This is a genomic window from Exiguobacterium artemiae, assembly GCF_033342815.1.
Taxonomy (GTDB): Bacteria; Bacillota; Bacilli; order Exiguobacteriales; family Exiguobacteriaceae; genus Exiguobacterium_A; species Exiguobacterium_A artemiae_A.
This window is the reverse complement of the sequence record NZ_JAWPEN010000001.1, coordinates 154,133-177,447: the sequence shown is the minus strand read 5'-3', so window position 1 is coordinate 177,447 and position 23,315 is coordinate 154,133. Positions and strand designations below refer to the sequence as shown.

General features: G+C 47.5%; 25 protein-coding genes and 1 tRNA gene. 21 read left to right on the top strand and 5 right to left on the bottom strand.

Annotated elements, in window-relative coordinates; all coding sequences use genetic code 11:
• Position 1: 1 nt before the first annotated feature.
• The 10 genes from R7V76_RS00875 (at position 2) to trxA (ending at position 10,983) form a co-directional block, all read left to right on the top strand.
• Positions 2-550: a CvpA family protein gene (locus tag R7V76_RS00875; RefSeq protein WP_318090928.1), complete on the top strand. Its 549-nt coding sequence runs from the start codon at positions 2-4 to the stop codon at positions 548-550.
• Positions 551-595: 45 nt separating this feature from the next.
• Complete coding sequence (gene polX / locus R7V76_RS00870) at positions 596-2,311, top strand: DNA polymerase/3'-5' exonuclease PolX (protein WP_318090925.1); 1,716 nt, start codon at positions 596-598, stop codon at positions 2,309-2,311.
• Positions 2,312-4,678, top strand: coding sequence for an endonuclease MutS2 (locus R7V76_RS00865; RefSeq protein WP_318090923.1), 2,367 nt, complete (start codon positions 2,312-2,314; stop codon positions 4,676-4,678).
• An 11-nt stretch (positions 4,679-4,689) separates the two neighbouring features.
• Positions 4,690-5,097 carry a DUF350 domain-containing protein gene (locus R7V76_RS00860; RefSeq protein ID WP_012371039.1) on the top strand — a complete coding sequence of 136 codons (408 nt, stop codon included), beginning with the start codon at positions 4,690-4,692 and terminating at the stop codon, positions 5,095-5,097.
• A 184-nt stretch (positions 5,098-5,281) separates the two neighbouring features.
• Positions 5,282-6,175: a YitT family protein gene (locus R7V76_RS00855; RefSeq protein WP_114595280.1), complete on the top strand. Its 894-nt coding sequence runs from the start codon at positions 5,282-5,284 to the stop codon at positions 6,173-6,175.
• Positions 6,176-6,348: 173 nt separating this feature from the next.
• Positions 6,349-8,022 carry an AMP-binding protein gene (locus tag R7V76_RS00850; RefSeq protein ID WP_318090918.1) on the top strand — a complete coding sequence of 558 codons (1,674 nt, stop codon included), beginning with the start codon at positions 6,349-6,351 and terminating at the stop codon, positions 8,020-8,022.
• 71 nt (positions 8,023-8,093) lie between these two features.
• Positions 8,094-8,672 carry a TetR/AcrR family transcriptional regulator gene (locus R7V76_RS00845; RefSeq protein ID WP_290827297.1) on the top strand — a complete coding sequence of 193 codons (579 nt, stop codon included), beginning with the start codon at positions 8,094-8,096 and terminating at the stop codon, positions 8,670-8,672.
• Positions 8,673-8,753: 81 nt separating this feature from the next.
• Positions 8,754-9,527, top strand: coding sequence for an electron transfer flavoprotein subunit beta/FixA family protein (locus tag R7V76_RS00840; protein ID WP_214763403.1), 774 nt, complete (start codon positions 8,754-8,756; stop codon positions 9,525-9,527).
• Positions 9,528-9,542: 15 nt separating this feature from the next.
• On the top strand, positions 9,543-10,505 hold the full coding sequence (locus R7V76_RS00835; RefSeq protein ID WP_318090914.1) for an electron transfer flavoprotein subunit alpha/FixB family protein: 963 nt from the start codon (positions 9,543-9,545) through the stop codon (positions 10,503-10,505).
• Between the two features lie 166 nt (positions 10,506-10,671).
• Positions 10,672-10,983: a thioredoxin gene (gene trxA, locus R7V76_RS00830; protein ID WP_012371033.1), complete on the top strand. Its 312-nt coding sequence runs from the start codon at positions 10,672-10,674 to the stop codon at positions 10,981-10,983.
• Between the two features lie 59 nt (positions 10,984-11,042).
• On the opposite strand, the gene R7V76_RS00825 is transcribed toward trxA, so the two are convergent.
• Both R7V76_RS00825 and R7V76_RS00820 read right to left on the bottom strand, forming a co-directional pair.
• Positions 11,043-11,420, bottom strand: coding sequence for a VOC family protein (locus R7V76_RS00825; protein ID WP_318090910.1), 378 nt, complete (start codon positions 11,418-11,420; stop codon positions 11,043-11,045).
• Between the two features lie 22 nt (positions 11,421-11,442).
• The gene (locus R7V76_RS00820) at positions 11,443-12,765 is read right to left on the bottom strand and encodes a dihydrolipoyl dehydrogenase family protein (protein WP_318090908.1); all 1,323 of its coding nucleotides are present in this window, start codon (positions 12,763-12,765) and stop codon (positions 11,443-11,445) included.
• 82 nt (positions 12,766-12,847) lie between these two features.
• On the opposite strand from R7V76_RS00820, the gene uvrC reads away from it, so the two are divergent.
• Positions 12,848-14,632, top strand: coding sequence for an excinuclease ABC subunit UvrC (uvrC, locus tag R7V76_RS00815; RefSeq protein ID WP_318090906.1), 1,785 nt, complete (start codon positions 12,848-12,850; stop codon positions 14,630-14,632).
• Between the two features lie 109 nt (positions 14,633-14,741).
• Here the strand turns inward: uvrC and R7V76_RS00810 are convergent, their stop codons facing one another.
• The 3 genes from R7V76_RS00810 to R7V76_RS00800 all read right to left on the bottom strand — a co-directional run bounded on the left by R7V76_RS00810 (position 14,742) and on the right by R7V76_RS00800 (position 16,106).
• Entirely contained in the window at positions 14,742-14,897 is a 156-nt protein-coding gene (locus tag R7V76_RS00810) for a hypothetical protein (protein WP_290827291.1), read from the bottom strand.
• Positions 14,898-14,963: 66 nt separating this feature from the next.
• Positions 14,964-15,578, bottom strand: coding sequence for a PH domain-containing protein (locus tag R7V76_RS00805; protein ID WP_026832382.1), 615 nt, complete (start codon positions 15,576-15,578; stop codon positions 14,964-14,966).
• Between the two features lie 108 nt (positions 15,579-15,686).
• Positions 15,687-16,106 carry a YslB family protein gene (locus tag R7V76_RS00800; protein ID WP_290827288.1) on the bottom strand — a complete coding sequence of 140 codons (420 nt, stop codon included), beginning with the start codon at positions 16,104-16,106 and terminating at the stop codon, positions 15,687-15,689.
• 224 nt (positions 16,107-16,330) lie between these two features.
• Here R7V76_RS00800 and R7V76_RS00795 point away from each other — a divergent pair, with 224 nt between their 5' ends.
• From R7V76_RS00795 to R7V76_RS00750, 10 genes are all read left to right on the top strand, one after another.
• Entirely contained in the window at positions 16,331-16,948 is a 618-nt protein-coding gene (locus tag R7V76_RS00795; protein WP_012371027.1) for a succinate dehydrogenase cytochrome b558 subunit, read from the top strand.
• Positions 16,949-16,967: 19 nt separating this feature from the next.
• On the top strand, positions 16,968-18,731 hold the full coding sequence (sdhA, locus tag R7V76_RS00790; protein WP_318090902.1) for a succinate dehydrogenase flavoprotein subunit: 1,764 nt from the start codon (positions 16,968-16,970) through the stop codon (positions 18,729-18,731).
• Positions 18,731-19,537 carry a succinate dehydrogenase iron-sulfur subunit gene (gene sdhB, locus R7V76_RS00785; RefSeq protein ID WP_012371025.1) on the top strand — a complete coding sequence of 269 codons (807 nt, stop codon included), beginning with the start codon at positions 18,731-18,733 and terminating at the stop codon, positions 19,535-19,537. The genes sdhA and sdhB overlap by 1 nt, the downstream gene beginning before the upstream one ends.
• Before the next feature lie 66 nt (positions 19,538-19,603).
• Positions 19,604-20,059 (top strand): acyl-CoA thioesterase, encoded by a 456-nt coding sequence (locus R7V76_RS00780; RefSeq protein WP_026827779.1) that lies wholly within the window; start codon positions 19,604-19,606, stop codon positions 20,057-20,059.
• 65 nt (positions 20,060-20,124) lie between these two features.
• Positions 20,125-20,388 (top strand): phosphocarrier protein HPr, encoded by a 264-nt coding sequence (locus R7V76_RS00775; protein ID WP_012371023.1) that lies wholly within the window; start codon positions 20,125-20,127, stop codon positions 20,386-20,388.
• Between the two features lie 87 nt (positions 20,389-20,475).
• Complete coding sequence (gene racE / locus R7V76_RS00770) at positions 20,476-21,291, top strand: glutamate racemase (protein WP_290827283.1); 816 nt, start codon at positions 20,476-20,478, stop codon at positions 21,289-21,291.
• Complete coding sequence (gene rph / locus R7V76_RS00765) at positions 21,282-22,034, top strand: ribonuclease PH (protein ID WP_290827281.1); 753 nt, start codon at positions 21,282-21,284, stop codon at positions 22,032-22,034. Before racE ends, rph begins: the two co-directional genes overlap by 10 nt.
• Positions 22,031-22,627 (top strand): XTP/dITP diphosphatase, encoded by a 597-nt coding sequence (locus R7V76_RS00760; protein ID WP_318090892.1) that lies wholly within the window; start codon positions 22,031-22,033, stop codon positions 22,625-22,627. Before rph ends, R7V76_RS00760 begins: the two co-directional genes overlap by 4 nt.
• A gap of 6 nt (positions 22,628-22,633) precedes the next feature.
• Positions 22,634-23,140 (top strand): metallophosphoesterase family protein, encoded by a 507-nt coding sequence (locus R7V76_RS00755; RefSeq protein WP_318090890.1) that lies wholly within the window; start codon positions 22,634-22,636, stop codon positions 23,138-23,140.
• A gap of 66 nt (positions 23,141-23,206) precedes the next feature.
• Positions 23,207-23,280, top strand: a tRNA-Arg gene (locus R7V76_RS00750).
• Positions 23,281-23,315: the final 35 nt, after the last annotated feature.

Genomic DNA, 23,315 nt, shown 5'->3' with positions numbered 1-23,315 from the left:
CATGATTTCTCTTGTTATCTTACTGTTTTTAGCTTTAGGCACGATGACGGGTGTCCGTCGGGGTGTTGTGTTACAGGCAGGTCATTTATTAAGCTTGATTATCTCGTTTATCGTCGCTTTATCGTTTTACGATGAACTGGCCGAGAAGTTCAAGTTATGGATTCCCTATCCATCGACGTTAGATGATGCCGGAATTGATTTGACGATGTTTTCCATCCCGAGTTCAGTCGGTTTGGATGAAGTGTTTTACAAAGCCTTTTGGTTCATCGTCTTGTTTTTTGTGACGAAAATCGTGTTATCCATCATCATTGCGATGTTTGATTCGCTGACGAATATTCCGGTTCTCAAGCAGGTAAAAGGTCTCTTGGGTGGAGTCTTCGGATTCATCGAGATGTATATTTTCATCTTCCTGATTTTATTCTTGGCCGCCTTCGCGCCGGTTCAGTCGATTCAGGATGCCATTGCAAATTCGAGTTTAGCCTCGTTCATGATTCAACATACACCAGTGCTTGCAGATTGGTTGATGCAAAAAGTCGGTTTGATAAAATAACGTGCTCCCGTTGAATGGGAGCTTTTTTTGAGGGGAGAATTGAACATGCGGACGACACAAGATGCGATTCGACATTTGGAACGAATTTCAGTTTATCTCGAAGTGAAGGGGGAAAATCCGTTTAAAATCAATGCGTTTCGAAAGGCAGCGAGTCTGCTTGAAGCGGCAGAACTGGATTTCCTGGCAATTGAAGACTTTACAGCGATGAAAGGAATCGGTAAAGGTACGGCGACGGTCCTTGAAGAATTTCGTGAAACCGGAACGAGTACAGCGTTGACAGAACTGGAGCAACAGGTGCCGGAAGGATTGATCGCCTTATTGAAGATTCCGGGACTTGGCGGGAAGAAACTCGCGAAATTGCATGAAGTCGGTGTCATTGATGCAGATTCCTTCGCTGAGAAACTGGCGGATGGTACAGTGGAAGCAATGCCGGGCTTCGGGAAAAAGACCGTCGAAAAATACAGTAAGGCACTGGAAACGTTCGAGACACGGCCGGAACGATTACCGTACGGTGTCATGCGTAAAAGTGTCAGTGAGCTGGAGCGGACGTTAGCCGGGATCGATCAAATTATCCGTTTTGAAGTCGGGGGTAGTTTCCGGCGTGCGGAAGAAACCTGTAAGGATCTTGATTTCATCATCTCGACAGATCAACCAAAAGAAGTGAAGGCACAATTGCTTGAAATTGAACAAATCGATGAAATCATTGCTGCCGGGGAAACGAAGGTCTCGATTGTCCTCAAACGAGATGATGCATACATTGCGGTTGATTTCCGATTAGTGGATGATTTGGCATTTGCTTCGACGTTACATCACTTTACGGGCTCAAAAGATCATAACGTCCGGATGCGACAACTGGCGAAAGAACGCGGTGAAAGCATCTCGGAGTATGGTGTCGAAACCAAGGACGGTCTGTTCCAGCCAAAAACGGAACAGGAGCTGTTCGCCCGTTATGATTTGCCGTTCATCCCACCGGAGTTGCGAGCAGGTCGTCTGGAGTTCGAAGCAGATTTAGACAAGTTGATTCAAGAGGCGGATATCAAAGCGGATGTCCATATGCACACGACATGGTCGGACGGTACGTTGTCTGTCGATGAACTCGTCGATGCCTGTGCGGCGCGGGGATATTCCTGGATGGCGATTACCGATCACAGTAAATATATGAAATTCGTCAATGGATTGACGGAAGAACGATTGCGGAAACAGCGTGTCGAAATTGAAGCGGCACGCAAAAAACATCCGGAGATGACGATTTTATGCGGCGTTGAGATGGATATTTTACCGGACGGATCACTCGATTATGAGGATGACTTCTTAAAAGAAATGGATTACGTCATCGCTTCGATCCATTCGAAGTTTGATCAGACGGAAGAGGAAATCATGCAACGGCTTGAAAATGCCTGCCGCAATCCGTATGTCTCTTTGATTGCCCATCCGACCGGACGCATTATCGGACGCCGGGATGGATATGCAGTCAACATCGATCGACTCGTCGAGTTGGCGGCTGAAACCGGGACGGCACTGGAGATGAACGCTAATCCTGGACGATTTGATTTAACCGCCTCATCCCTTGCAAAAGCGAAGGCGGCAGGGGTTAAAATCATGATCAATACCGATACCCATCGTCCGGAAATGTTAGAAGATATGAAACTTGGTGTCCTGCATGCACGTAAAGCATATTTGGAGCCATCCGATGTCATTAATACGTGGACTGCAAAAGAAGCGCGTGCTTTTTTTGATCGAAAACGTTTAGGAGTGAAGTAAATGAATGCCAATGCACTACGTGTATTAGAATATGATAAATTAAAAGAACTACTCGCAAAACAAACAGCCAGTTCACTGGGGGCTCAATTTGTGCGGAAGATGGAGCCGGCGGAAGATTTCGAACAGGTGAAAGCGTTGCTTGCTTTGACGACAGAAGCGACGACAGTCTACCGGTTGCGCGACCGTTACCCGTTTGGTGGACTGACGGATGTCCGCAGTGAGGTAAAACGGGCGGAAATCGGCTCGGTCCTCTCGACCAGTGAATTGTTGGCAGTTGCCGACGTCGTCTATTCCGGACGTCAAGTGAAAGCCTTCCAGGAACGGTTGCATGAAGATCATCCGGATCTCCGATTACCGGCACTTGATAGCCGGATCGAGCAGATTACGAAACTGGTGGAAATCGAACAGGGGATTCGTCACGCCATTGACGATCAAGGAACGGTTCAAGACTCGGCAAGCGATAAACTTCGGTCTTTACGGAGTCAATTACGCTCCCTCGAAGGGCAGGTCCGCTCGAAAATCGACGGCGTATTACGCAGTAAGTCGAAGATGTTATCCGACGCCATCGTCACGATGCGGAATGATCGTTATTGTGTACCGGTCAAACAAGAGTACCGTCAAGCTTTCGGCGGAATCGTCCACGACCAATCGGCATCCGGTGCGACGTTGTTCATTGAGCCGCAAGCAGTCGTTGCCGCCAACAATGAAATTCAGGAAGCCCGCCTTAAAGAACGAGCGGAAATCGAACGGATTTTAGCTCAACTTTCAGCGCTGGTCGGCTCGGTTGGTGATTCACTTCGAATTAACGTCGACGTCTTGGCAGAACTTGATTTCATCATGGCAAAAGCCTTATATGGACACACGATTCGTGCCGTCGAACCAAAATTAAATGAAAATCGGCATATCGTCCTGAAAGAAGCACGGCACCCGTTCATTCCGGATGATGAAGTCGTACCGATCACGGTCTCGCTCGGCGGTGAGTTTACGTCACTTGTCATCACGGGACCGAATACCGGCGGGAAAACCGTCACGCTGAAAACAATCGGCTTACTGCAATTGATGGTCCAATCCGGTTTATACGTGCCGGCAGCGGATGAGACAGAGTTGAGTGTTTTTGACGCGATTTATGCGGATATCGGGGATGAGCAGTCCATCGAACAAAATCTCTCGACATTCAGTTCCCACATGACGAACATTGTTTCGATGATGGGGAAAATTGATTTTATGAGTCTTGTCCTGTTTGATGAGCTCGGAGCCGGAACCGATCCGACCGAAGGGGCGGCACTTGCAATTGCCATCTTGGATGAAGTGAAACGACGCGGGGCACGTGTCGCTGCGACGACTCACTATTCGGAGCTGAAAGCGTACGGTTACAACCGTGAAGGCGTTGTTAATGCCTCGATGGAGTTTGATGTCGAGTCGCTCAGTCCGACGTATCGCTTGCTGATTGGTGTACCGGGACGTTCGAATGCCTTTGAAATTTCGAAGCGACTTGGGTTAGAGGACCGTGTCATTGATGCGGCCCGCGATCAAGTCGGAACGGACGCCCAGTCTGTTGAAACGATGATCGGACGACTCGAGGAAGCAAAACAACGTGCTGAATCCTTAGAGCGGGAATTGTTGCAGGAGCAACAACGATTAGTCGAAGAACGGGAAGAATTCGAGCGGGAACAAGCAGAGATTCATCAAGAAAAAAATGAAATCCTGGCCAAAGCAGAAGAAAAGGCGACGCGTGCAGTCGAACGGGCGCAAAAAGAAGCGGAAGCTGTCATCAAACGTCTGAAAGAATTACGTGACGCGGGAGCTGTCAAAGAACACGAACTGATTGAAGCCCGTAAACAACTGGAACAAGCGAAACCTTCCTTACAAGATCAACGGATTGCCAAGGTCAAAGCAAAAACGAATCAGGCTCCGGTATTTGCAAAAGGTGAAGAAGTAAAAGTGACGACGTTCAACCAGAAAGGATATATCATCAATCAAAATTCGAATGGTGAGTATACGGTTCAAGTCGGGATCATGAAAGTAAACGTGAAGCCGGGGGATCTCGCCAAAGTCGGCGAAGCGAAAACGGCTTCGAAAACTAAAAAACGCTCCGGTGGAACAAGCATTACGAAACAATCCGCTGCTTCAGCCGAACTGGACTTACGTGGTGTCCGCGTTGAGGAAGGGCTTGCGAAACTCGACCGGTTCATGGATCAGGCATTGTTATCCAACTACGAACAGATTCGTGTCATTCATGGTCTTGGGACAGGAGCAATGCGTCAAGGAGTACAAGAATATCTACGTGGCAACCGTCATGTCAAAACGCATCGCTTAGGCGGTCAAGGTGAAGGTGGACATGGCGTGACGATCATCGAATTGAAATGAGGCGCGGTTAGGTGAATATTTTTGAAAACGTCTATGTCTACACGACAGCTTTATATTCGGTTGCGGGACTATTGATCATCATGGGTCTGGCACTTTTTGAGTTGACAACCCGGTACCGAAACTGGGAACATATCAAGAGTGGAAACATCGCTGTGGCGCTGGCGACCGGTGGCAAGATCATTGGTCTGGCAAATATCGTTCATTTTGCTGTTCAAAGTGAGCAGCGTGTCGGGGCAATCTTTTTAGAGAGTGCCTTCGGATTTTTACTATTGATTTCGACCTATTGGATTTTTGAATTCTTAACTCCGAATCTTCCGGTCGACCGGGAGATCGAAAAAGGAAATATCGCTGTCGGCATCATCTCCTGTTCGTTATCGATCGGGATGTCTTATGTGATTGGTTCAGCGTTAGTGGGGTGAACAGGTGTTAGAACGATTAGCAAAAATCATGTTCGGTGTATCGATTGCCTTTTTGGTCGTCGGTCTGTTATGGATTTTTATGAATTAAAAGAACTGGCTCTGCCGAGTGATTATTCCGTACTGAGATTGATTCAGTACGGAATTTTTATTGGCAGGACACAAAAAAATGAAGGAGGAAACGACTATGAATGTCAAAAAAACCAATACGAATGAAATACGGCGGCGCGCCTTTGAAGCGATGCAACTGATTTCCTGGAAAGATATCTTTTGGGTCATCATCGGTTCAGCTATCCTGGCGTTCGGCATCAACTACTTCACGATTCCGAATGACTTGTCTGAAGGAGGATTGATCGGGATTACCGTCATCTTCTACTACCTGTATGGGTGGGATACCGGTTTAGTCTCGTTAATTGCGAATGCATTACTGTTTGTCGTCGGCTATCGCTTCTTAAGTCGGAAAACGATGATCTATTCTGTCATTTCCGTTGCAACGACCTCGTTTGTCCTGTCGTCAACGGCATCACTCGCGACGAGTTCCGACAGCCGGCTGATCGGGACGGTCTATGCCGGAATCTTGATCGGTCTCGGAATCGGTCTTGTCATCCGGGCAGGTGGAACGACCGGCGGTGGTGTCATCATCGCCCGGTTGATGAACAAATATCTGAATTTAGGAATTGCCGTATCCATGTTCATCATCGATGTGACGGTTGTCGGGGCGTCCGGATTTTTGTTCGGCGAAGAAACGATGCTTTATACGTTAATTGCCATCATCATCGGTTCGTATTTAATTGATTTGGTCAGTGAAGGATTGAATGTCCGGGAAGCCGTCACGATCATCAGTCACCGTCAGGAAGAAATCGCGACGATTTTGACTGAAACACTGGGACGCAGTGCGACCGTCATCCACAGTCACGGTCATTTTACGAAACAGAAAAACGACATGTTATACATGATTGTCGACAAACGTCAGCTCGCGCCATTGAAACAAATCGTCGAAGCGGCCGATCCGCGTGCTTTTGTCGTCATTCATAAAGTACGGGAAGTCATCGGAGAAGGATTTACGTATCCATCCCGTTAAATGTCTTAAAGCGTCAACCACGCGTGAAATCTCACGGGTGGTTTTTTTGGTATGTTTTGAAATACCTGTTATTTGGAAAAAATGAAATTTATTTTAACAGAAGACTAGCCGCTATGGCTGAATTACACGTATAATAAAAATGAATAGTAATTCAGTTACAGGGAGGGAATGGAATGGATTCAGCATGGTTAAAGGATTATCCGGCACAAGTACCTGCATCAATCGACTATCGGGAAGTACCGCTTTATCAAGCACTTGAAGAGGCGGCAGATGAGTTTCCGGAGCGGAGAGCCCTTAGTTTTATCGGGAAACGTATGACGTTTCAGGAAGTACGACAGGAGGCCCGGAGTTTTGCTCAAGTCCTGCAAGATGCCGGTCTTGAGAAGGGGGATCGTGTCGGTTTGATGTTGCCGAACTGTCCGCAGTATATAATCAGTTACTACGCAGTGCTGTACGCCGGTGGAATCGTTGTTCAAGTCAATCCGTTATATACGGACCGTGAACTGGAACAAATTCTCGTCGACTCAGGCGCGAAGATGCTCGTCACACTCGATTTGCTGTATCCGAAAGCGTCACGTGTCAAAGCGAAAACACGTTTAAAAACCGTTGTCACGACAAGTATTGCTGATTATCTGCCATTTCCTAAAAATAAACTGTATCCGATCAAGTCCCGGAAAGACAATAACATCATCATTGATACGACAGGATCGATTCCTTTTCTATCCCATCGCGGGAGTGGGATGATTGAACCGGTAAGTATCGATCCAAAAGAAGATATCGCAGTGTTACAATATACAGGTGGAACGACCGGTGCGCCTAAAGGTGTTATGTTGACGCACTTTAATCTCAGTGCCAATGTCGAGCAGATCAGTCATTGGTTCTATAAATATTCCCGGGGAGACGGGCGGAAGTTGTTGGCGGTCGTCCCGTATTTCCATGTTTACGGAATGACATGTAACCTGAACTTCGGCATGTTCAATGCCTATGAACAAATCATTTTGCCGAAATTCGACTTGGAACAGGTTCTGAAGACGATTGATAAAGAAAAACCGAGTCTGTTTCCTGGCGCTCCGACAATGTATGTCGGATTGTTAAATCATCCGAAACTCAAGAAATACGATTTATCGTCGATCGAAGCATGTATTTCCGGGTCAGCACCGCTTCCGGTCGAAGTACAAGAGAAGTTTGAACAGGTGACAGGCGGACGCATCGTCGAAGGGTATGGCTTGTCGGAAACAAGTCCCGTGACGCATACGAACTGTATCTGGGATAAACGCGTTCCGGGAACGGTCGGAATCCCTGTTCCGGATACAATCGCTAAAATCGTTCAACCGGACGGGGAGACGCCTGCTGCACCGGGAGAAATCGGAGAGATTCTTGTCCGTGGCCCGCAAGTCATGAAAGGATACTGGAAACGTCCTGAAGATACACAGGCTGTCCTGCGTGACGGATGGTTGCATACAGGAGATCTTGGATATGTCGGCGAGGATCATTATTTCCGGATTGTCGACCGGAAAAAAGATTTGATCATCGCATCGGGATTCAATATCTATCCACGGGAAGTCGAAGAAATTTTGTACGAACATCCGGCAGTCAAAGAAGCGGTCGTCATCGGTGTTCCGGATGCTTACCGGGGTGAAACCGTCAAAGCCTTCATCGTTCTGAAAGACGATGTGCAGACGACGGAAGAGGAACTGGATCAGTTTTGCCGGAAAAGTCTGGCTTCCTTCAAAGTGCCGAAGCAGTATGAGTTCAGACAAGAGTTACCGAAAACATTCGTCGGGAAAATCCTGCGTCGTGTCCTGGTCGAGGAAGAACGGGCAAAACAACTGGAAGAAAGCAGTTGACAGTTCAAAATGGCATGATAGAATAAATATGAATGAACCATCATTCATTTTATGTGTTAGGAGATAACCTTATGAAAAGAACGATGTCTAAGAGTGATCGCATCATTGATGCGGCAGTGAAGGTGATTGCGAAAAACGGCTATCACGGTGCCAAGGTAACGGCTATTGCAAAAGAAGCAGGCGTAGCGGATGGAACGATTTATCTTTACTTTAAGAACAAGGAACACCTGTTGATTTCTTTGTTCCAAGCCAAGATGGGCAGTTTCATCGAATATTCGGAAGCGCAGATCGCACATCATCAATCAGCGACGCAACAACTGGCAGCGCTCATCGAAGCACATCTCGAACAGTTATCGGTTGATTACGATTTGGCTGTCGTCACACAAATCGAGTTACGGCAATCGAATCAAGAGATGCGGCATAATATCGCAACGGTTTTAAAACCGTATCTTCATCTGATTGATCGTGTGATTCGAAACGGGATGGAGTCGGGAGAGTTCTCAAGCGAGCTGGATTACCGTTTAGCACGACAAATGGTATTCGGAACGATTGACGAAGTCGTGACCAGTTGGATGGCGAGCGGATTTAAATATGAATTGCTTGAAACACGTCACGGTATTCATCGCATGTTGATTAAAGGGCTGAGTTAAGCCCTTTTCATGAAAAACTTTTTGTAAGCGGATACAAAAATGATGGTGGTCTATAGAAGTTGATACGAGGGGGAACGAAGAATGGAAATCTACGTCTTGTTAAAACGAACATTTGATACGGAAGAAGCAATCCAGCTCGAAAATGGTCAAATCGAAGAGGATGGTGCGGAATTCATCATCAACCCTTATGACGAATATGCAGTGGAAGAAGCAATCCGTGTACGGGATGCCCATTCCGGAACCGTGACGGTCGTGACGGTCGGACCGGAAGATGCGGATAAAGAACTCCGGACAGCGCTCGCGATGGGAGCCGATCAGGCAGTCCGGATTTCAATCGAAGATGATATTGAAGAAGCCGATCATTATTCGATTTCAGAAGTGTTGGCCGGATATCTCAAAGAACAGACAGTTGATTTAATCATCGCCGGAAACGTCGCCGTTGACGGCGGAAGCGGACAAGTCGCTCCGCGTGTCGCAGAACTGCTTGATATTCCGTACGTCACGACAATCACGAAGCTTGAGTTGAACGGAACGGATGCCGTCGTGACACGTGACTCGGAAGGGGATACGGAAGTCATTAAAACATCGTTGCCGTTGCTCGTAACAGCCCAACAAGGATTAAATGAACCGCGTTATCCAAGCCTGCCGGGCATCATGAAGGCGAAAAAGAAACCGCTCGAAGAACTTGAATTATCGGATCTGGAACTAGACGAGGATGAGTTGGCACCGCGTCTTGAGACGATTGAACGCTTTTTGCCGCCAAATAAAGCAGCCGGTAAAATTCTAGAAGGTGATTTGTCGACACAAGTCCAGGAACTCGCTTCATTATTACGCAACGAAGCAAAAGTTGTTTAAGGGGGAAGAAACGATATGTCAAAAGCACTTGTACTTGCAGAATCACGGGACGGGAACTTACGGAATGTTTCATTTGAAGCGATTGCAGCGGCAAATCTGGTGGCAGATGAAGTCGTGGTTGCCTTAATCGGACAAAACGTGGCGGCAGATGCAGCACAACTCGCGACACGAGGGGCACATCAGGTTCTCGTTGTTGAAGACGAACGATTGCAGCATTATACACCGGACGGATACGGACAAGTCTTCATGCAGTTGTTGGAACGTGTTGCGCCGGACGTCATCGTCTTTGGTCATACGTCACTCGGTAAAGATCTGTCACCGAAAATCGCAGCGAAACTGCAGGCAGGATTGATCAGTGATGTGACGTCCATTGAAGGCAGCGGAGCAGATGCTTATTTCATCCGACCAATCTATTCCGGAAAAGCCTTTGAAAAAGTAAAAGTTTCAGAAGGAAAAACGCTCTTCACCGTCCGTCCGAATAATATCGAGCCGTTGGCAGAGGGGACTTCGGAAGGAACAGTTGAATCCGTAACCGTTGAGTTGAAGGATCTGCGTACCATCGTTTCAGAAGTCGTCCGAAAAGCAACGGGTGGTGTCGATCTATCGGAAGCGAAAGTTATCGTAGCCGGCGGACGGGGTGTCAAAAGCTCGGATGGTTTTGCGCCACTTCAAGAGTTGGCGGATTTACTCGGCGGCGCAGTCGGTGCATCACGTGGTGCCTGTGATGCAGATTATTGCGACTATGCCCTGCAAATCGGTCAGACTGGGAAAGTCGTCACACCTGACCTGTACATTGCTTGCGGGATTTCTGGTGCGATTCAACATTTAGCCGGGATGTCGAATGCGAAAGTCATCGTCGCCATCAATAAAGATCCGGAAGCGAATATCTTCTCGGTAGCAGATTACGGAATCGTCGGCGACCTATTTGATGTCGTACCGTTGTTAACGGCAGAATTCAAAAAAATGCTGGTCCATTAAGATACAGGAAGAGAAGCGAAGAGCAACTTCTTTGCTTCTTTTTTTGCGTATAACTTGTCTGAGCAGTTTCGTTTGTTGTAAGGTAGGGCTGTGCTATACTCAAGTCAGTAAAAAGATGGGTTTGACTCACAAGTCGATCCCGTCTAAAAATAGGAGGTTTTTCTCAATGGCAATCGTACACGCAACTAGCCAATCGTTCAAAGAAGATACACAAGAAGGTCTCGTTCTCGTTGATTTCTGGGCAACATGGTGCGGACCTTGTCGCATGCTCGCTCCGGTTCTCGAAGAACTTGATGCAGACATGGAAAACGTAAAAATCGTTAAAGTTGACGTTGACGCTAACCCGGAAGTCGCTGGAGCTTTCCAAGTCCAAAGTATTCCGACACTCGTCTTATTCAAAGACGGTCAACCAGTCAACAAAACAATGGGCTTCATGCCTAAAGACGCTTTAAAAGAATTCGTTGAAACATCTAACTAATTCTAAACGCTATTCAAAAGGCATTCCGTCAATCGACGGAATGCCTTTTTTGTATTAAATCAACCAATCGGTGAACAAAGTTCAATCAGGTGACCATCCGGATCAAGCACGTAGGCGACTGTTTGCCCCCACGGTTTTTCAGTCGGAGGCAACACGGTCTGGTGACCGGCATTCTTGATCTGCTCATACACTTGAGCGACATCTTCCGTCACAAAACCGAGCTCGATCGATTGTTGACCGGTTTTATCCGGGATTTCATAGGGAATCATGGAACGGACGTCTTCTTTTGTGTTGAAGGCAAGAATTGTCGATCCGGTATCAAACTCTGTATAACTTCCGTGCTCCGCTTTAATCGGCAACCCGAGCAGACCGTTGTAAAACTGACGGGTCTTCGCAGGATCCGCGATATAAAGAATCGTATAGCCGTAGTGAACCATGTCGAAACCTCGCTTTCATCAATCAGTCTTCAAGTAATGAAGAAATATCGGATGCGGGTGTCGGGTAGGCGAAACTTGTTTTTTGCAGGGCGGAGCTTGGAATCCGGTGCTGCATCGCGAACGAAAAATAATTGGCCAGTTCTGCGGCATGGACGCCGATGAAGTGCGCCCCGAGAATCTGATCGTCTTCGCCAATCAATACTTTTGCCCGGGCAAACGGATCTTTAATCCGGACATTTGTTTGCCAACCCGAAGTATCAATTAATTTTCCGCGGTATTTTGTATTGTTTTGTTTTAGTTCGGCTTCCGTCTGGCCGACTTTTGCAAGATTCGGCGTTGTAAAGACGATGCCCGGCACAGGCAGTAACTCGAGTCGTCGTGTATTCCCCTCCAGCATATTACAAGCTGCAAGACGTCCTTCCGTCCCCGCGAAAGGAGTCAAGGCAGGGTTTCCGCTGACGGCGACGTCACCCGCTGCATAAATGTTCTGAGCGGAAGACTGCAGATAGTCATTCACGTGGATTCCTTTTTCTTCGTAAACAACGCCTGCTTTTTCAAGCTGTAAATGTTTGATGCTTGCGATACGGCCTGTTGCATTCAAAACGACATCGGCTTCCAGGCGTGTTCCGTCGGAAAGCGTCAATGTCGTATCCGAGTACGAAACCGCTTCTGTTTCGTGAAGAATTTGAATGCCAAGTGCTTGTGTCGCTTCGAGTAAGACGGAAACCAATTCCTGCTCAAATTGTTTCAGGGCATGGGAACGAAGCAGAATCGTCACTTCAGCACCGGCGATTCGTGCCAGGTGAGCAAATTCAAAAGAAATGTAGCCTCCGCCGATACAGACCAAACGACGGGGCACATCACGCAATTCCAAAAACTCATTGCTGTTGAGGAAACGTTCGCTTCCGGGAACAGATAACTCGCGTGGTCGGAGTCCTGTCGCAATTAAAAATTGTTCGGCTTCCAGTTCGATGTCGTCGATCATAAGTCTTTTATTGGATAGGAAACGGGGTTCCCCGTGGTAATAGTCAATCCCCAACTCATCGTACCGATTTCGGGTTTGTTCCGGGATCGCCCGCGTGTATTCATTTTTCCGTTCCATCAGTTGACGCCAGTCGATGGAGACAAGTCCTTTCAGCCCGTAACCGAGTAAACGTTCAACGGCATCCTTCGCTTCACTGCCGGTTAACAGAATTTTTTTAGCATCACAACCGCGCTGAGCGCATGTTCCGCCCGGCGTGAAATTTTCGATAATGGCAACGTTCAGTCCTTTTTCAGCAAATTTATAAGCCGCTTGGTTACCGGCTGACCCTGTACCTATTACAATGCAATCGTATGTACGCATTTTTTATCCCCCATGTGTCATAATCAATGTATGATATTTACCCTATAACGTAAAACTAGAAACGGTGGAAGGAGACATTTTTGTGAGTCATCAAGAACATATTAAGGCGAAATTATCCCTTTTACCCGACGAACCAGGCTGCTATCTGCATAAAAATCAATTCGATGAAGTCATTTATGTCGGAAAAGCCAAAAATTTAAAGAACCGTGTCCGGTCTTACTTTACCGGGGCACACGATTTAAAGACAGAACGACTTGTCGCCGATATTCGGGACTTTGAATACATCATCACCGGAAGCGAGCTCGAAGCACTGCTTCTTGAGATGACCCTGATTAAAAAACACGATCCGAAATACAACATCATGCTCAAGGATGACAAATCCTATCCGTATCTCAAAATTACGAATGAGACGTATCCACGTCTGATTACGACACGGAAATTAAAAAAAGACGGCGGACATTACTTTGGTCCTTATCCGAACGCTTACGCCGCCAATGAAACCAAACGTCTGCTCGACCGGCTGTATCCGCTCCGGAAGTGTCAGCCGATGCCGAAAAAACTGTGTTTGTACTACCACATCGGTCAGTGTCTCGGACCTTGTGAAATTCCCAATCTCGAAGGGGAGCAAAAAGAAATCGTCTCGGAAATCCGCCGTTTCTTGTCGGGGGAAACAAAAGATTTGGTTCAGTCGTTGCAACACAAGATGAGCGGGGCAGCGGAAGCGATGGAATTCGAACGGGCTGGAGAACTGCGCGATCAAATCCGGGCGATTGAATCGATCATGAACAAACAGAATATGATTACGGCGGATTTAACATCGCGGGATGTCTTCGGAATTTATGTCGACAAGGGATGGATGTGTGTGCAGGTCTTTTTCCTGCGCGGTGGAAAAATGATTGAGCGTGATGTTTCGCTGTTTCCGATTTACGGGACACCGGCAGAAGAACTTGAGAGTTTTATCGTCCAGTTCTATGAAAAAAACATCAAGCCAAGCGAGATTTATGTCCCGCCCCTCGTCAATCAGATGCTGCTCAAAGAGGCACTTAATGTACGTGTCCATGTGCCGGTACGTGGATCAAAACGCAAGTTGCTTGATCTTGCGACGAAAAATGCCGAGAATGCAATCGGGGAACGGTTCGAATTGATTGCCCGGGATGAAAAGAAAACCGTTCAGGCCGTTCAGGAACTGGCTGATGCGATTAACGTCCATCCGTTATCGCGGATTGAAATCATTGATAATGCCAACATTCAAGGAGCGGATGCCGTCTCGGCCCTTGTCGTGTTCGAAGACGGCAAACCGCTCAAAAAAGAGTACCGGAAATTTAAAATCAAAACCGTCAAAGGACCGGATGACTATGAATCGATGCGGGAAATCGTCAGACGGCGCTACCGGCGTTTATTACTCGAAGGCGCACGATTGCCGGACCTTGTTCTGATTGACGGCGGACTCGGTCAATTAAATGCGGCACTTGAAGTCATTCAAGATGAACTAGGATTATCCCTGCCGGTCGGTTCATTGAAAAAAGACGATAAACACCGGACGAGTCAACTCTTGTTCGGGGAAGGCGGGCAGCTGATCGAGTTGCATCCGCGTTCGAGTGCGTTTTATTTGCTGCAACGTATGCAGGACGAGGTTCACCGGTTCGCCATCACGTTCCATCGTTCGTTGCGCTCAAAAGGAATGACCCGCTCGCTGCTTGACGACATTCCGGGAGTAGGACCTAAACGCCGTCAACAACTGATCCGCCATTTCGGATCGATGCGGAGCTTAAAAAAAGCGAATATCGAACAGCTGACGGAAGCCGGTTTGCCGGTCAAATTGGCAGAAACCGTGGCGGAATATCTCAGTCAGACGAATGAGGAATAAACTTAGAATTAGAGAAGCAGACAAAGAGGCGAACCCGGCTATCACTCAATAGCGGGTTCGCCTCTTTTTTGTAACCAGAAGAAAGCTGTACAATCCAAGCGGTATGTAATTATTTTATGAACCACCAGATCAGAAATAAAATAGCGGCTGTTACAAAGACAATCAAAAAGGCAGAATGCTTTTTGGAGGCTTTTTTCTGAGAAGTTGCTACCGACACGCTGGTGATCAAAACAACGGCAATCGCGAACCATGTCCAAAAGCTCATAAGCTCCCTCCATTCTAAAGACACAATCAGGTACACCGAAAATTCGGTGTACCTGATTTAAATTGTTCAGTTGTTGATGTATTTTTCGTAGAACGAACCAAAGTCTTTTTGATTCCATTTGTAATAATGACCTTGTAACCAGTCGAATGACTCCTGGGACAAATCTTTGAACGTTTGCGGTACGTTCATATCGCCTTGGCGCAAACCACCTAGAATCGTCACGGAATGATTCAGGGAATTGTTGGCGAACTCCAGCATTTTTTGTCCTTCATATTGCTTTTCAGCAATGGCAAGAAGTGCTTTGTAGAGATCCTTCACATGTTCGAGCTGTTTTTTATCAACATCAATCGAATAGTGTTTCCCGCCGATTTCGAACTTGATTTCGACATCAAGATCGACGGTGCCGGCTGTTTCAAACATGACATGACGAATCGGATAATGGGCATATGGATAACGGTAGAGAACACGTTTTGAACTGACGGCACTTTCGCCGTCCAGGTGAACAAGCGCCAGATTCGTAAAGCAGTACTCATCTGTTTTCGATTTGATTAAAAAATAAATTTTTTCGCCGTCTTCGTGTAACACATAGTCGTCCGCGGCGGCCTTGTCAAAATCGTCCGGGTGAATCACTTGCCCAATATCACTGAATCCTGTTAAATCGGCTGCTAGTTTCTTGAACATAAAAATTCCTCCTTTGATAGATGCGACTGAATACTGATACGGCAATCAAACGAAAAAGGTTTCACGTTTCAAGAATTCGGGGTCGGTCTTAAAACTCCTGTGTGGATTTCAAAGTGAACGTTCAATCGGGTCTTTTGGATCAATCTCAATCAAGATATGTACGTGAGTTTTGTTCAATTCAGCATATCCTTCAGCGACGCAACCGTTCAGACGGGAGAATTGTTCCGCCAAAAACCCGGCTTCCAACTGGAAGTAGCCTGCCGGTCGGTCGAGACGCGTTGATTCAGGGGGTGTTAATAAAAAACTCAAAGAATTCCCTTTTTGTTTTTTCAGTTCAAGATGTCCCCAACCAGCTTCATGGAAAAAGGGAGGTGCTTCTTCGGCACTCAAGACCGGAAATTCCCGTGCCAGTCGCTTTCCTGCCCAATAGATGACATGGCGGTAATCTGTTCCTAATAAATCCATCAGCACATAGTCACGAATCAGTTCGATTCCGAATGTGGAAGAGGGGGTTGGTACTGAATCCATCAACAATCACTCCTATCTCTGAAACTATTATAGCGGGGTAATTCTCCTCGGTCATTGTTTTCCTAAAAAAATTTGCAGTTATTTGCAGTTAAATGCAACGGCTCGGGTTGTCTTATAAAAAGGACAGGAGTAGAATAAGTGATGAAAAGACGAATTTCCTTATGAAAGCGCTTTTCTACCAAAATGCGCCAACGTTTGATTGGCAAACAAAAGGGGGGATTTGGATGGCGAATCATCGTGATTTCGTGGGGCGTAAAATACACTCACTGCTCGGCGTCATTCCAATCGGGTTATTTTTACTTTCTCATTTTACGACGAACTATTTCATCGTTCGTGGGGAGGAAGACTTTAATAAGGCTGCGGAAGTCGTGGGGAGCGTTCCGTATCGGTTGTTCTTGGAAGTGTTTGTCATCTTCATTCCAATCATCCTACACGGTATCTATGGTGTTTACATCGCGTTTACAGGTTCCGCGAACACAGGTCGTTATACATACTTCCGGAACTGGATGTATGTGCTACAACGCTTCTCAGGTATTTTCCTTGTCGTGTTCATCACATGGCACGTTTGGGAAACACGGATTGCCGCAGCAATGGGTACGGAAGTTGATGCGAGCATGATGCAAAATATCGTCGATAACGGATTCATGCTTGCCTTCTACATCGTCGGGATTCTGGCGACGACGTTCCACTTGGCGAACGGGCTCTGGACGTTCTGCATCACATGGGGAATCACACAATCACCCGCTTCTCAAAAAGCGATGTCTTATGTGGCAGCCCTCGTATTCATCGGATTATCGTTTGTAGGCGTACGCTCGATCTTAACGTTTGCAGGCGTGTTGTAAGGAAAGGGGAACTAACAACATGGCGAATAAGAATCTTGTCATCATCGGCGGAGGACTTGCCGGTTTGATGGCTACGATAAAAGCAGCAGAACAAGGTGTACCCGTCAAATTATTTTCTCTCGTGCCGGTCAAACGTTCACACTCCGTTTGTGCGCAAGGGGGAATCAACGGGGCCGTCAATACAAAAGGGGAAGGTGACTCACCTTACCAGCATTTGGACGATACGGTGTACGGCGGCGATTTCTTAGCCAACCAGCCACCGGTTCAAAAAATGACGGAAGCGGCACCAAAAATCATCCATATGTTCGACCGGATGGGCGTCATGTTTAACCGGACACCGGAAGGATTACTTGATTTCCGTCGTTTCGGAGGAACATTACATCACCGGACGGCTTATGCCGGTGCGACGACAGGACAACAATTGTTGTATGCACTTGATGAACAGGTCCGTAAGTTTGAAGCGCAAGGTTTGGTAGAAAAATATGAAGGATGGGAATTCCTTCGTGCGATCATTGATGAAGAAGGGATTTGTCGTGGTGCGGTATGTCAAAACTTACGTTCGATGGAAATCGAAGCGTTTGCAGCTGACTCAGTCATTTTAGCAACAGGCGGTCCGGGTGTTATTTTCGGAAAATCAACAAACTCGGTCATCAACACAGGACAGGCAGCAGCCGCCGTCTACCGTCAAGGTGCCATTTACGCGAACGGGGAATTCATTCAAATTCACCCGACAGCGATTCCGGGAGACGATAAACTCCGTCTCATGAGTGAATCGGCCCGCGGTGAAGGTGGACGTGTCTGGACGTATAAAGACGGTAAACCATGGTACTTCCTCGAAGAAAAATATCCGGCTTACGGAAATCTTGTGCCACGTGATATCGCGACGCGCGAAATCTTTGATGTTTGTGTCAATCAGAAACTTGGTGTCAACGGAGAAAACATGGTCTACCTTGACCTTTCTCACAAAGATGCGAAAGAACTGGACGTCAAACTTGGCGGTATTCTTGAAATCTACGAGAAATTCGTCGGAGATGATCCACGAAAAGTACCGATGAAAATCTTCCCGGCCGTTCATTACTCAATGGGCGGATTATGGGTCGATTATGATCAAATGACGAATATCCCGGGATTATTTGCATCCGGCGAATGTGACTACTCGATGCACGGCGGGAACCGTCTAGGAGCGAACTCGTTGCTGTCTGCCGTATACGGCGGAATGGTCGCAGGACCGGCAGCGATCGCCTACATGAACGATCTCGATCAATCCGTCCATGAGATGCCGGAAGAAGTTGTGGAAGCGCACAAAATTGCTGAGATCAACCGTTTCAACGACATCCTCGCAATGGAAGGTACGGAAAATGCGTATCAAATCCACCGCGAACTCGGTGAAGTCATGACGGATAACGTCACAGTCGTTCGTTACAACGATAAACTCGAGCAGACGCTTGAGAAAATCAAGGAACTCCGCGACCGCTTCACACGCATTTCAGCGACGGACACAGCGCGTTGGAGCAACCAGGGTGCATCGTTCATCCGTCAGCTCGATCATATGCTGGATCTTGCGGAAGCCATCACGCTCGGAGCCTTGAAACGCGACGAGAGCCGTGGCGCTCATTACAAACCGGACTTCCCGGAACGTGATGACGAACGATTCTTGAAAACAACGATGGCCCGCTATATGAATGGTCATCCGGAAATCTATTACGAAGAAGTCGATACATCATTGATTCCACCACGTAAGCGCGACTACAGCAAGAAGTCGAAGAAAGAGGTGAAGGCATAATGGCGACACCACTCGAACAGAAAACGAATCAAAAACCGGTTCAGTTCATCGTGCAACGTCAGGATGGACCGGATGGTAAAGCATATGATGAAGCATTTGAAGTCCCATACCGTCCCAACATGAACGTCATTTCGGCCTTGATGGAGATTCGTCGTAACCCGGTCAATGCGGCCGGAGAAAAAACGACACCGATCAACTGGGATATGGGCTGTCTCGAAGAAGTCTGCGGTGCGTGTTCCATGGTCATCAACGGAACACCCCGTCAGTCGTGTACGGCACTTGTCGACAAGCTCGAGCAACCGATCCGCCTGCAACCGATGCAGACGTTCCCGATTGTCCGTGACCTTCAAGTCGACCGTCAACGGATGTTTGACGCTTTGAAGAAAGTCAAAGCTTGGGTACCAATCGATGGTACGTACGACTTAGGTCCGGGACCGCGGATGCCGGAAAACAAACGCCAATGGGCATACGAGCTTTCAAAATGTATGACATGCGGTGTCTGTCTCGAGGCATGTCCAAACGTCAACGACCGGTCGAACTTCATCGGACCGGCATCGATTTCACAAGTTCGTCTCTTCAATTCGCATCCGACCGGTGCGTTCCACAAAGAAGAGCGTCTTGAAGCCTTGATGGAAGACGGTGGAATCATGCAGTGCGGAAACGCACAAAACTGTGTGGAAGTATGTCCGAAAGGCATTCCATTGACGACATCAATCGCAGCGATGAACCGTCAAACGACATTACATTCCTTCAAGAAATTCTTCGGCAGTGACGAAGGACGTACGGGAGAAGCAGTCAGTCGTTAATACGAAAACGTAAAATTAAAGAAGGGGCGATGCTCCTTCTTTTTATATTTTAAGGAGGCAATGGTTGTGCGTGTACCCAGTTATATCAATGATTTAGACCAGTGGTTGGAACAGATGAAGCACGGCACGCGGCTTGATGTCGCGGTCCGGTTCGCTGAAACCGATGCTTACGGTCACATGAACAATCGAGTGCCGTTCGTTTATTTTGAAGATGTCCGGACTCTGATGCTCGAAGAAACAGGCTATTCACTTGCTGACGACGGAATCGTCGTCGTAGCGGATGCCCAGTGTAACTACATCCGCCAAGTTTATCCGCGGGCCCGTCTTGCCGTCTATGCGTATCCGGTCCAGGTTGGAACGGCTTCGTGTGATGTCCATTACGCGGCGTTCAGCGAACAAGAGGAATTGATGTTTACAGGGCGGACCTCGATGGTCCAAATCGATCGTTCCGGAAATGCGTTTCCATGGAATGAAGCCTATAAAAATTCCTTGCAGAATCGATTCGAATCCGTTATCATTTGATAATGAGTTCACATATTCGAAAACGACTCACTAGTACGTTATTAGTGGAGGGAGATTTCTTAATCATGGAAAAAACATTCAAAGTCATCGCGGATTCAGGCATTCATGCTCGTCCGGCAACACAACTCGTCAACACAGCTTCTAAATTCCAATCAGACATCAACTTGGAATACAACGGAAAGACTGTAAACCTCAAGTCGATCATGGGTGTTCTTTCACTCGGAATCGCAAAAGACTCAGACATCAAAATCGTTGCAAACGGTGACGATGCTTCTGAAGCTATCACGACTCTTTCAGATATGCTGACAAGCGAAGGTCTTGCTCAGTAATCCTTTATCGTACATTCTTGGACGCCGGTCTTGCACCGTCGTCCTTTTTTGTTACCATATGAGATGAGAGGAAAGTGAGGGGAAATCGTGAATAGATCAATTGGAGTATTAGATTCTGGGGTTGGTGGATTGACGGTCGCGCGTGAATTGATGCGTCAGCTGCCCCATGAACAAATCATATATGTCGGAGATACGTTACGGTGTCCGTACGGTCCCCGACCGGAAGAAGAAATTCGTCAATTTACATGGGAGATGATTGATTTTCTGGTCGCTCAAGATGTGAAATTGATTGTCATCGCCTGTAATACGGCGACGGCAGTTGTCCTAAAAGAAGCCCGGCAAAAACTGTCGATTCCCGTCATCGGTGTCATCGATCCGGGAGCACGGGCGGCAGTCAAGGTCACACGATCGAAGCGAATCGGTGTCATCGGTACGAAAATGACGATTGAAAGCAATTCATATGAGAAAGCCTTGCGTCACGTCGAGGGACAGGTCGTCGTCGAGTCACTTGCCTGCCCGCCATTTGTTCCGCTCGTCGAATCGTCTCAGACAAGTGGACCATATGTTGAACGTGTCGTCGCCAACACTTTAAAGCCGTTGCTTTCTTACGATATGGATACATTGATTTTAGGGTGTACACATTATCCGTTACTTGCAGAAGTCATTGGACGAGTCATCGGACCAAACGTTCAGCTGATTTCTTCAGGAGACGAGACGGCGCTTGAAGTCAGTGCATTGCTTGATTATAACGGTATTACGGCAGATCTTGATCGTATTCCAGAACATGTCTATCATGCAACCGGTGATACACGCTCTTTTGAACGAATCGCCAGTGACTGGTTACATCATCCGGTTCAAGCGAAACGGTTAGTGTTAGGAACGGAGGAAGAAAAATGCGTTTAGATCAACGAGCACAATCGGACATGCGAAAAATTCAGCTCGAGACGGATGTTAATAAGCATGCAGAAGGATCGGTACTGATATCGGTCGGGGATACACGTGTCTTATGCACTGCGACAGTTGAAGAAAAAGTGCCACCGTTTTTACGGGGGAAACGTCACGGATGGATCAATGCCGAATATGCGATGTTGCCGCGGGCGACAGCGCAACGGACGGGGCGGGAAGCCGTCCGGGGAAAGCAGACGGGACGAACGATGGAAATTCAACGGTTGATCAGCCGGGCATTACGGTCCGTCGTCAATCTCGAAAAATTGGGTGAACGGACGGTTTGGATTGATTGTGATGTGCTGCAAGCAGATGGTGGAACGCGCACAGCGGCCATTACAGGCGGTTTCCTGGCACTTGTCTTAGCAGTCGACGGATTGATTCAAAGCGGTAAGCTGACGGATACACCCATCAAAGAAGGAATTGCAGCAGTATCGGTCGGGAAAGTCGGGTCGGAGTTATTACTTGATCTTTGTTATGAAGAAGACGCAGCGGCAGATGTCGACTTGAATCTTGTCATGACCTCATCCGGAAAAATCGTCGAACTGCAAGCGACAGGGGAAGAAGCGACATTTTCTCGCAAAGAGATGCTCGATATGCTCGAACTTGGGGAAAAGGGTATTGAAGAACTCCTTCACGCGGCTGAACAATCGTTAGGGGCTTCGTGGTGGTATGTCGGAGAAGAGGTGGAGCATAAATGAAAATCATCGTAGCGACAAGAAATCCCGGTAAAGTCGGTGAGTTTCAAGCGATGCTTGGACGACTCGGATACGACGTCGAATCGTTACTCGATTACGACACGGCACCGGAAACGGAAGAAACCGGATCAACCTTTGAAGAAAATGCGGAACTGAAATCGAGAGAAGCGGCAGCTTATTTTGGTCACGCCGTATTGTCGGACGACTCCGGACTTGAAGTCGATGCACTGAACGGAGCACCGGGCGTCTACTCTGCCCGGTTTGCGGGAGAGAACAAATCAGATGCTGCTAATAACGCATTGTTGCTGGAAAAATTAGCGGACATACCGGCCAATCAACGGACAGCCCGTTTTGTCTGTGCCTTGTCCCTGGCAAAACCGTCCGGTGAAACACTGACCGTCCGGGGGACAATGGAAGGTCAAATCGGATTTGAGCAGAAAGGGACAAACGGTTTCGGTTACGATCCGTTGTTCCTGATCCCGGGGTTGAATCAGACAGCGGCTGAACTCACGAAAAGTGAAAAAGCGGCCATCAGTCACCGTGGGCAGGCATTGAAAAAACTTGAAGCGGCATTAACTACTTTTTTGGGAGAGTGATTTTAGATGAAAGCGTTAATCGTAAGTGACAGCCATGGTCTCGATCAGGAACTATTGACGATATTCAACCGCCACCAAGAAGCAGATTTCGCCTTTCATTGCGGGGACTCCCAACTGACAGGAACTACTGAATCGTTATATCCCTATCGTGTTGTCAAAGGGAACTGTGATTACGGAAATGATTTCCCGGACGAAGTCACCGAAGAACTCGGATCGTTTCGTGTCTTATGTGTCCATGGACACCGGCAAGACGTCAAGTACAGCCTCGACCAGCTAGTGCACCATGCCGATCAAAAAGCGGCATCAATCGTTCTGTACGGTCATTCGCATGTTGCAAAAGCAGAACAGCGGGACGGGAAACTGTTTATCAATCCGGGCTCGATCCGGATGCCGCGCCATCGTCCGGAAAAGACGTATGCGTTGTTGACGGTTGAAAACAATCAATTCACAGTCGACTTTTACGATCTGACAGGTGAAAAAATCAATGCTTTGCACCTCGACGGTACACTTTAAAAAGAGTTTTACTAAATGTGATTGACACGAAAGAATTGTTTTAGTATAGTTTATTCGTGTTGACACGTCCCAATAGCTCAGCTGGATAGAGCAACGCCCTTCTAAGGCGTCGGTCGGGGGTTCGAATCCCTCTTGGGACACTATAATTAAAATAGAGACTTCCCTTATGAGGGAG

Bases quoted from the DNA above. Each gene is read 5' to 3' on its own strand.
- R7V76_RS00810 (WP_290827291.1), bottom strand. From the start codon at position 14,897: ATGAGCTTTTGGACATGGTTCGCGATTGCCGTTGTTTTGATCACCAGC.
- R7V76_RS00865 (WP_318090923.1), top strand. From the start codon at position 2,312: ATGAATGCCAATGCACTACGTGTATTAGAATATGATAAATTAAAAGAA.
- R7V76_RS00845 (WP_290827297.1), top strand. From the start codon at position 8,094: ATGAAAAGAACGATGTCTAAGAGTGATCGCATCATTGATGCGGCAGTG.
- R7V76_RS00840 (WP_214763403.1), top strand. From the start codon at position 8,754: ATGGAAATCTACGTCTTGTTAAAACGAACATTTGATACGGAAGAAGCA.
- R7V76_RS00835 (WP_318090914.1), top strand. From the start codon at position 9,543: ATGTCAAAAGCACTTGTACTTGCAGAATCACGGGACGGGAACTTACGG.
- sdhA (WP_318090902.1), top strand. From the start codon at position 16,968: ATGGCGAATAAGAATCTTGTCATCATCGGCGGAGGACTTGCCGGTTTG.
- sdhB (WP_012371025.1), top strand. From the start codon at position 18,731: ATGGCGACACCACTCGAACAGAAAACGAATCAAAAACCGGTTCAGTTC.
- R7V76_RS00805 (WP_026832382.1), bottom strand. From the start codon at position 15,578: ATGTTCAAGAAACTAGCAGCCGATTTAACAGGATTCAGTGATATTGGG.
- R7V76_RS00850 (WP_318090918.1), top strand. From the start codon at position 6,349: ATGGATTCAGCATGGTTAAAGGATTATCCGGCACAAGTACCTGCATCA.
- R7V76_RS00795 (WP_012371027.1), top strand. From the start codon at position 16,331: ATGGCGAATCATCGTGATTTCGTGGGGCGTAAAATACACTCACTGCTC.
- R7V76_RS00820 (WP_318090908.1), bottom strand. From the start codon at position 12,765: ATGCGTACATACGATTGCATTGTAATAGGTACAGGGTCAGCCGGTAAC.
- R7V76_RS00800 (WP_290827288.1), bottom strand. From the start codon at position 16,106: ATGGATTCAGTACCAACCCCCTCTTCCACATTCGGAATCGAACTGATT.
- R7V76_RS00825 (WP_318090910.1), bottom strand. From the start codon at position 11,420: ATGGTTCACTACGGCTATACGATTCTTTATATCGCGGATCCTGCGAAG.
- R7V76_RS00855 (WP_114595280.1), top strand. From the start codon at position 5,282: ATGAATGTCAAAAAAACCAATACGAATGAAATACGGCGGCGCGCCTTT.
- polX (WP_318090925.1), top strand. From the start codon at position 596: ATGCGGACGACACAAGATGCGATTCGACATTTGGAACGAATTTCAGTT.
- rph (WP_290827281.1), top strand. From the start codon at position 21,282: ATGCGTTTAGATCAACGAGCACAATCGGACATGCGAAAAATTCAGCTC.
- R7V76_RS00760 (WP_318090892.1), top strand. From the start codon at position 22,031: ATGAAAATCATCGTAGCGACAAGAAATCCCGGTAAAGTCGGTGAGTTT.
- trxA (WP_012371033.1), top strand. From the start codon at position 10,672: ATGGCAATCGTACACGCAACTAGCCAATCGTTCAAAGAAGATACACAA.
- R7V76_RS00755 (WP_318090890.1), top strand. From the start codon at position 22,634: ATGAAAGCGTTAATCGTAAGTGACAGCCATGGTCTCGATCAGGAACTA.
- R7V76_RS00775 (WP_012371023.1), top strand. From the start codon at position 20,125: ATGGAAAAAACATTCAAAGTCATCGCGGATTCAGGCATTCATGCTCGT.
- R7V76_RS00875 (WP_318090928.1), top strand. From the start codon at position 2: ATGATTTCTCTTGTTATCTTACTGTTTTTAGCTTTAGGCACGATGACG.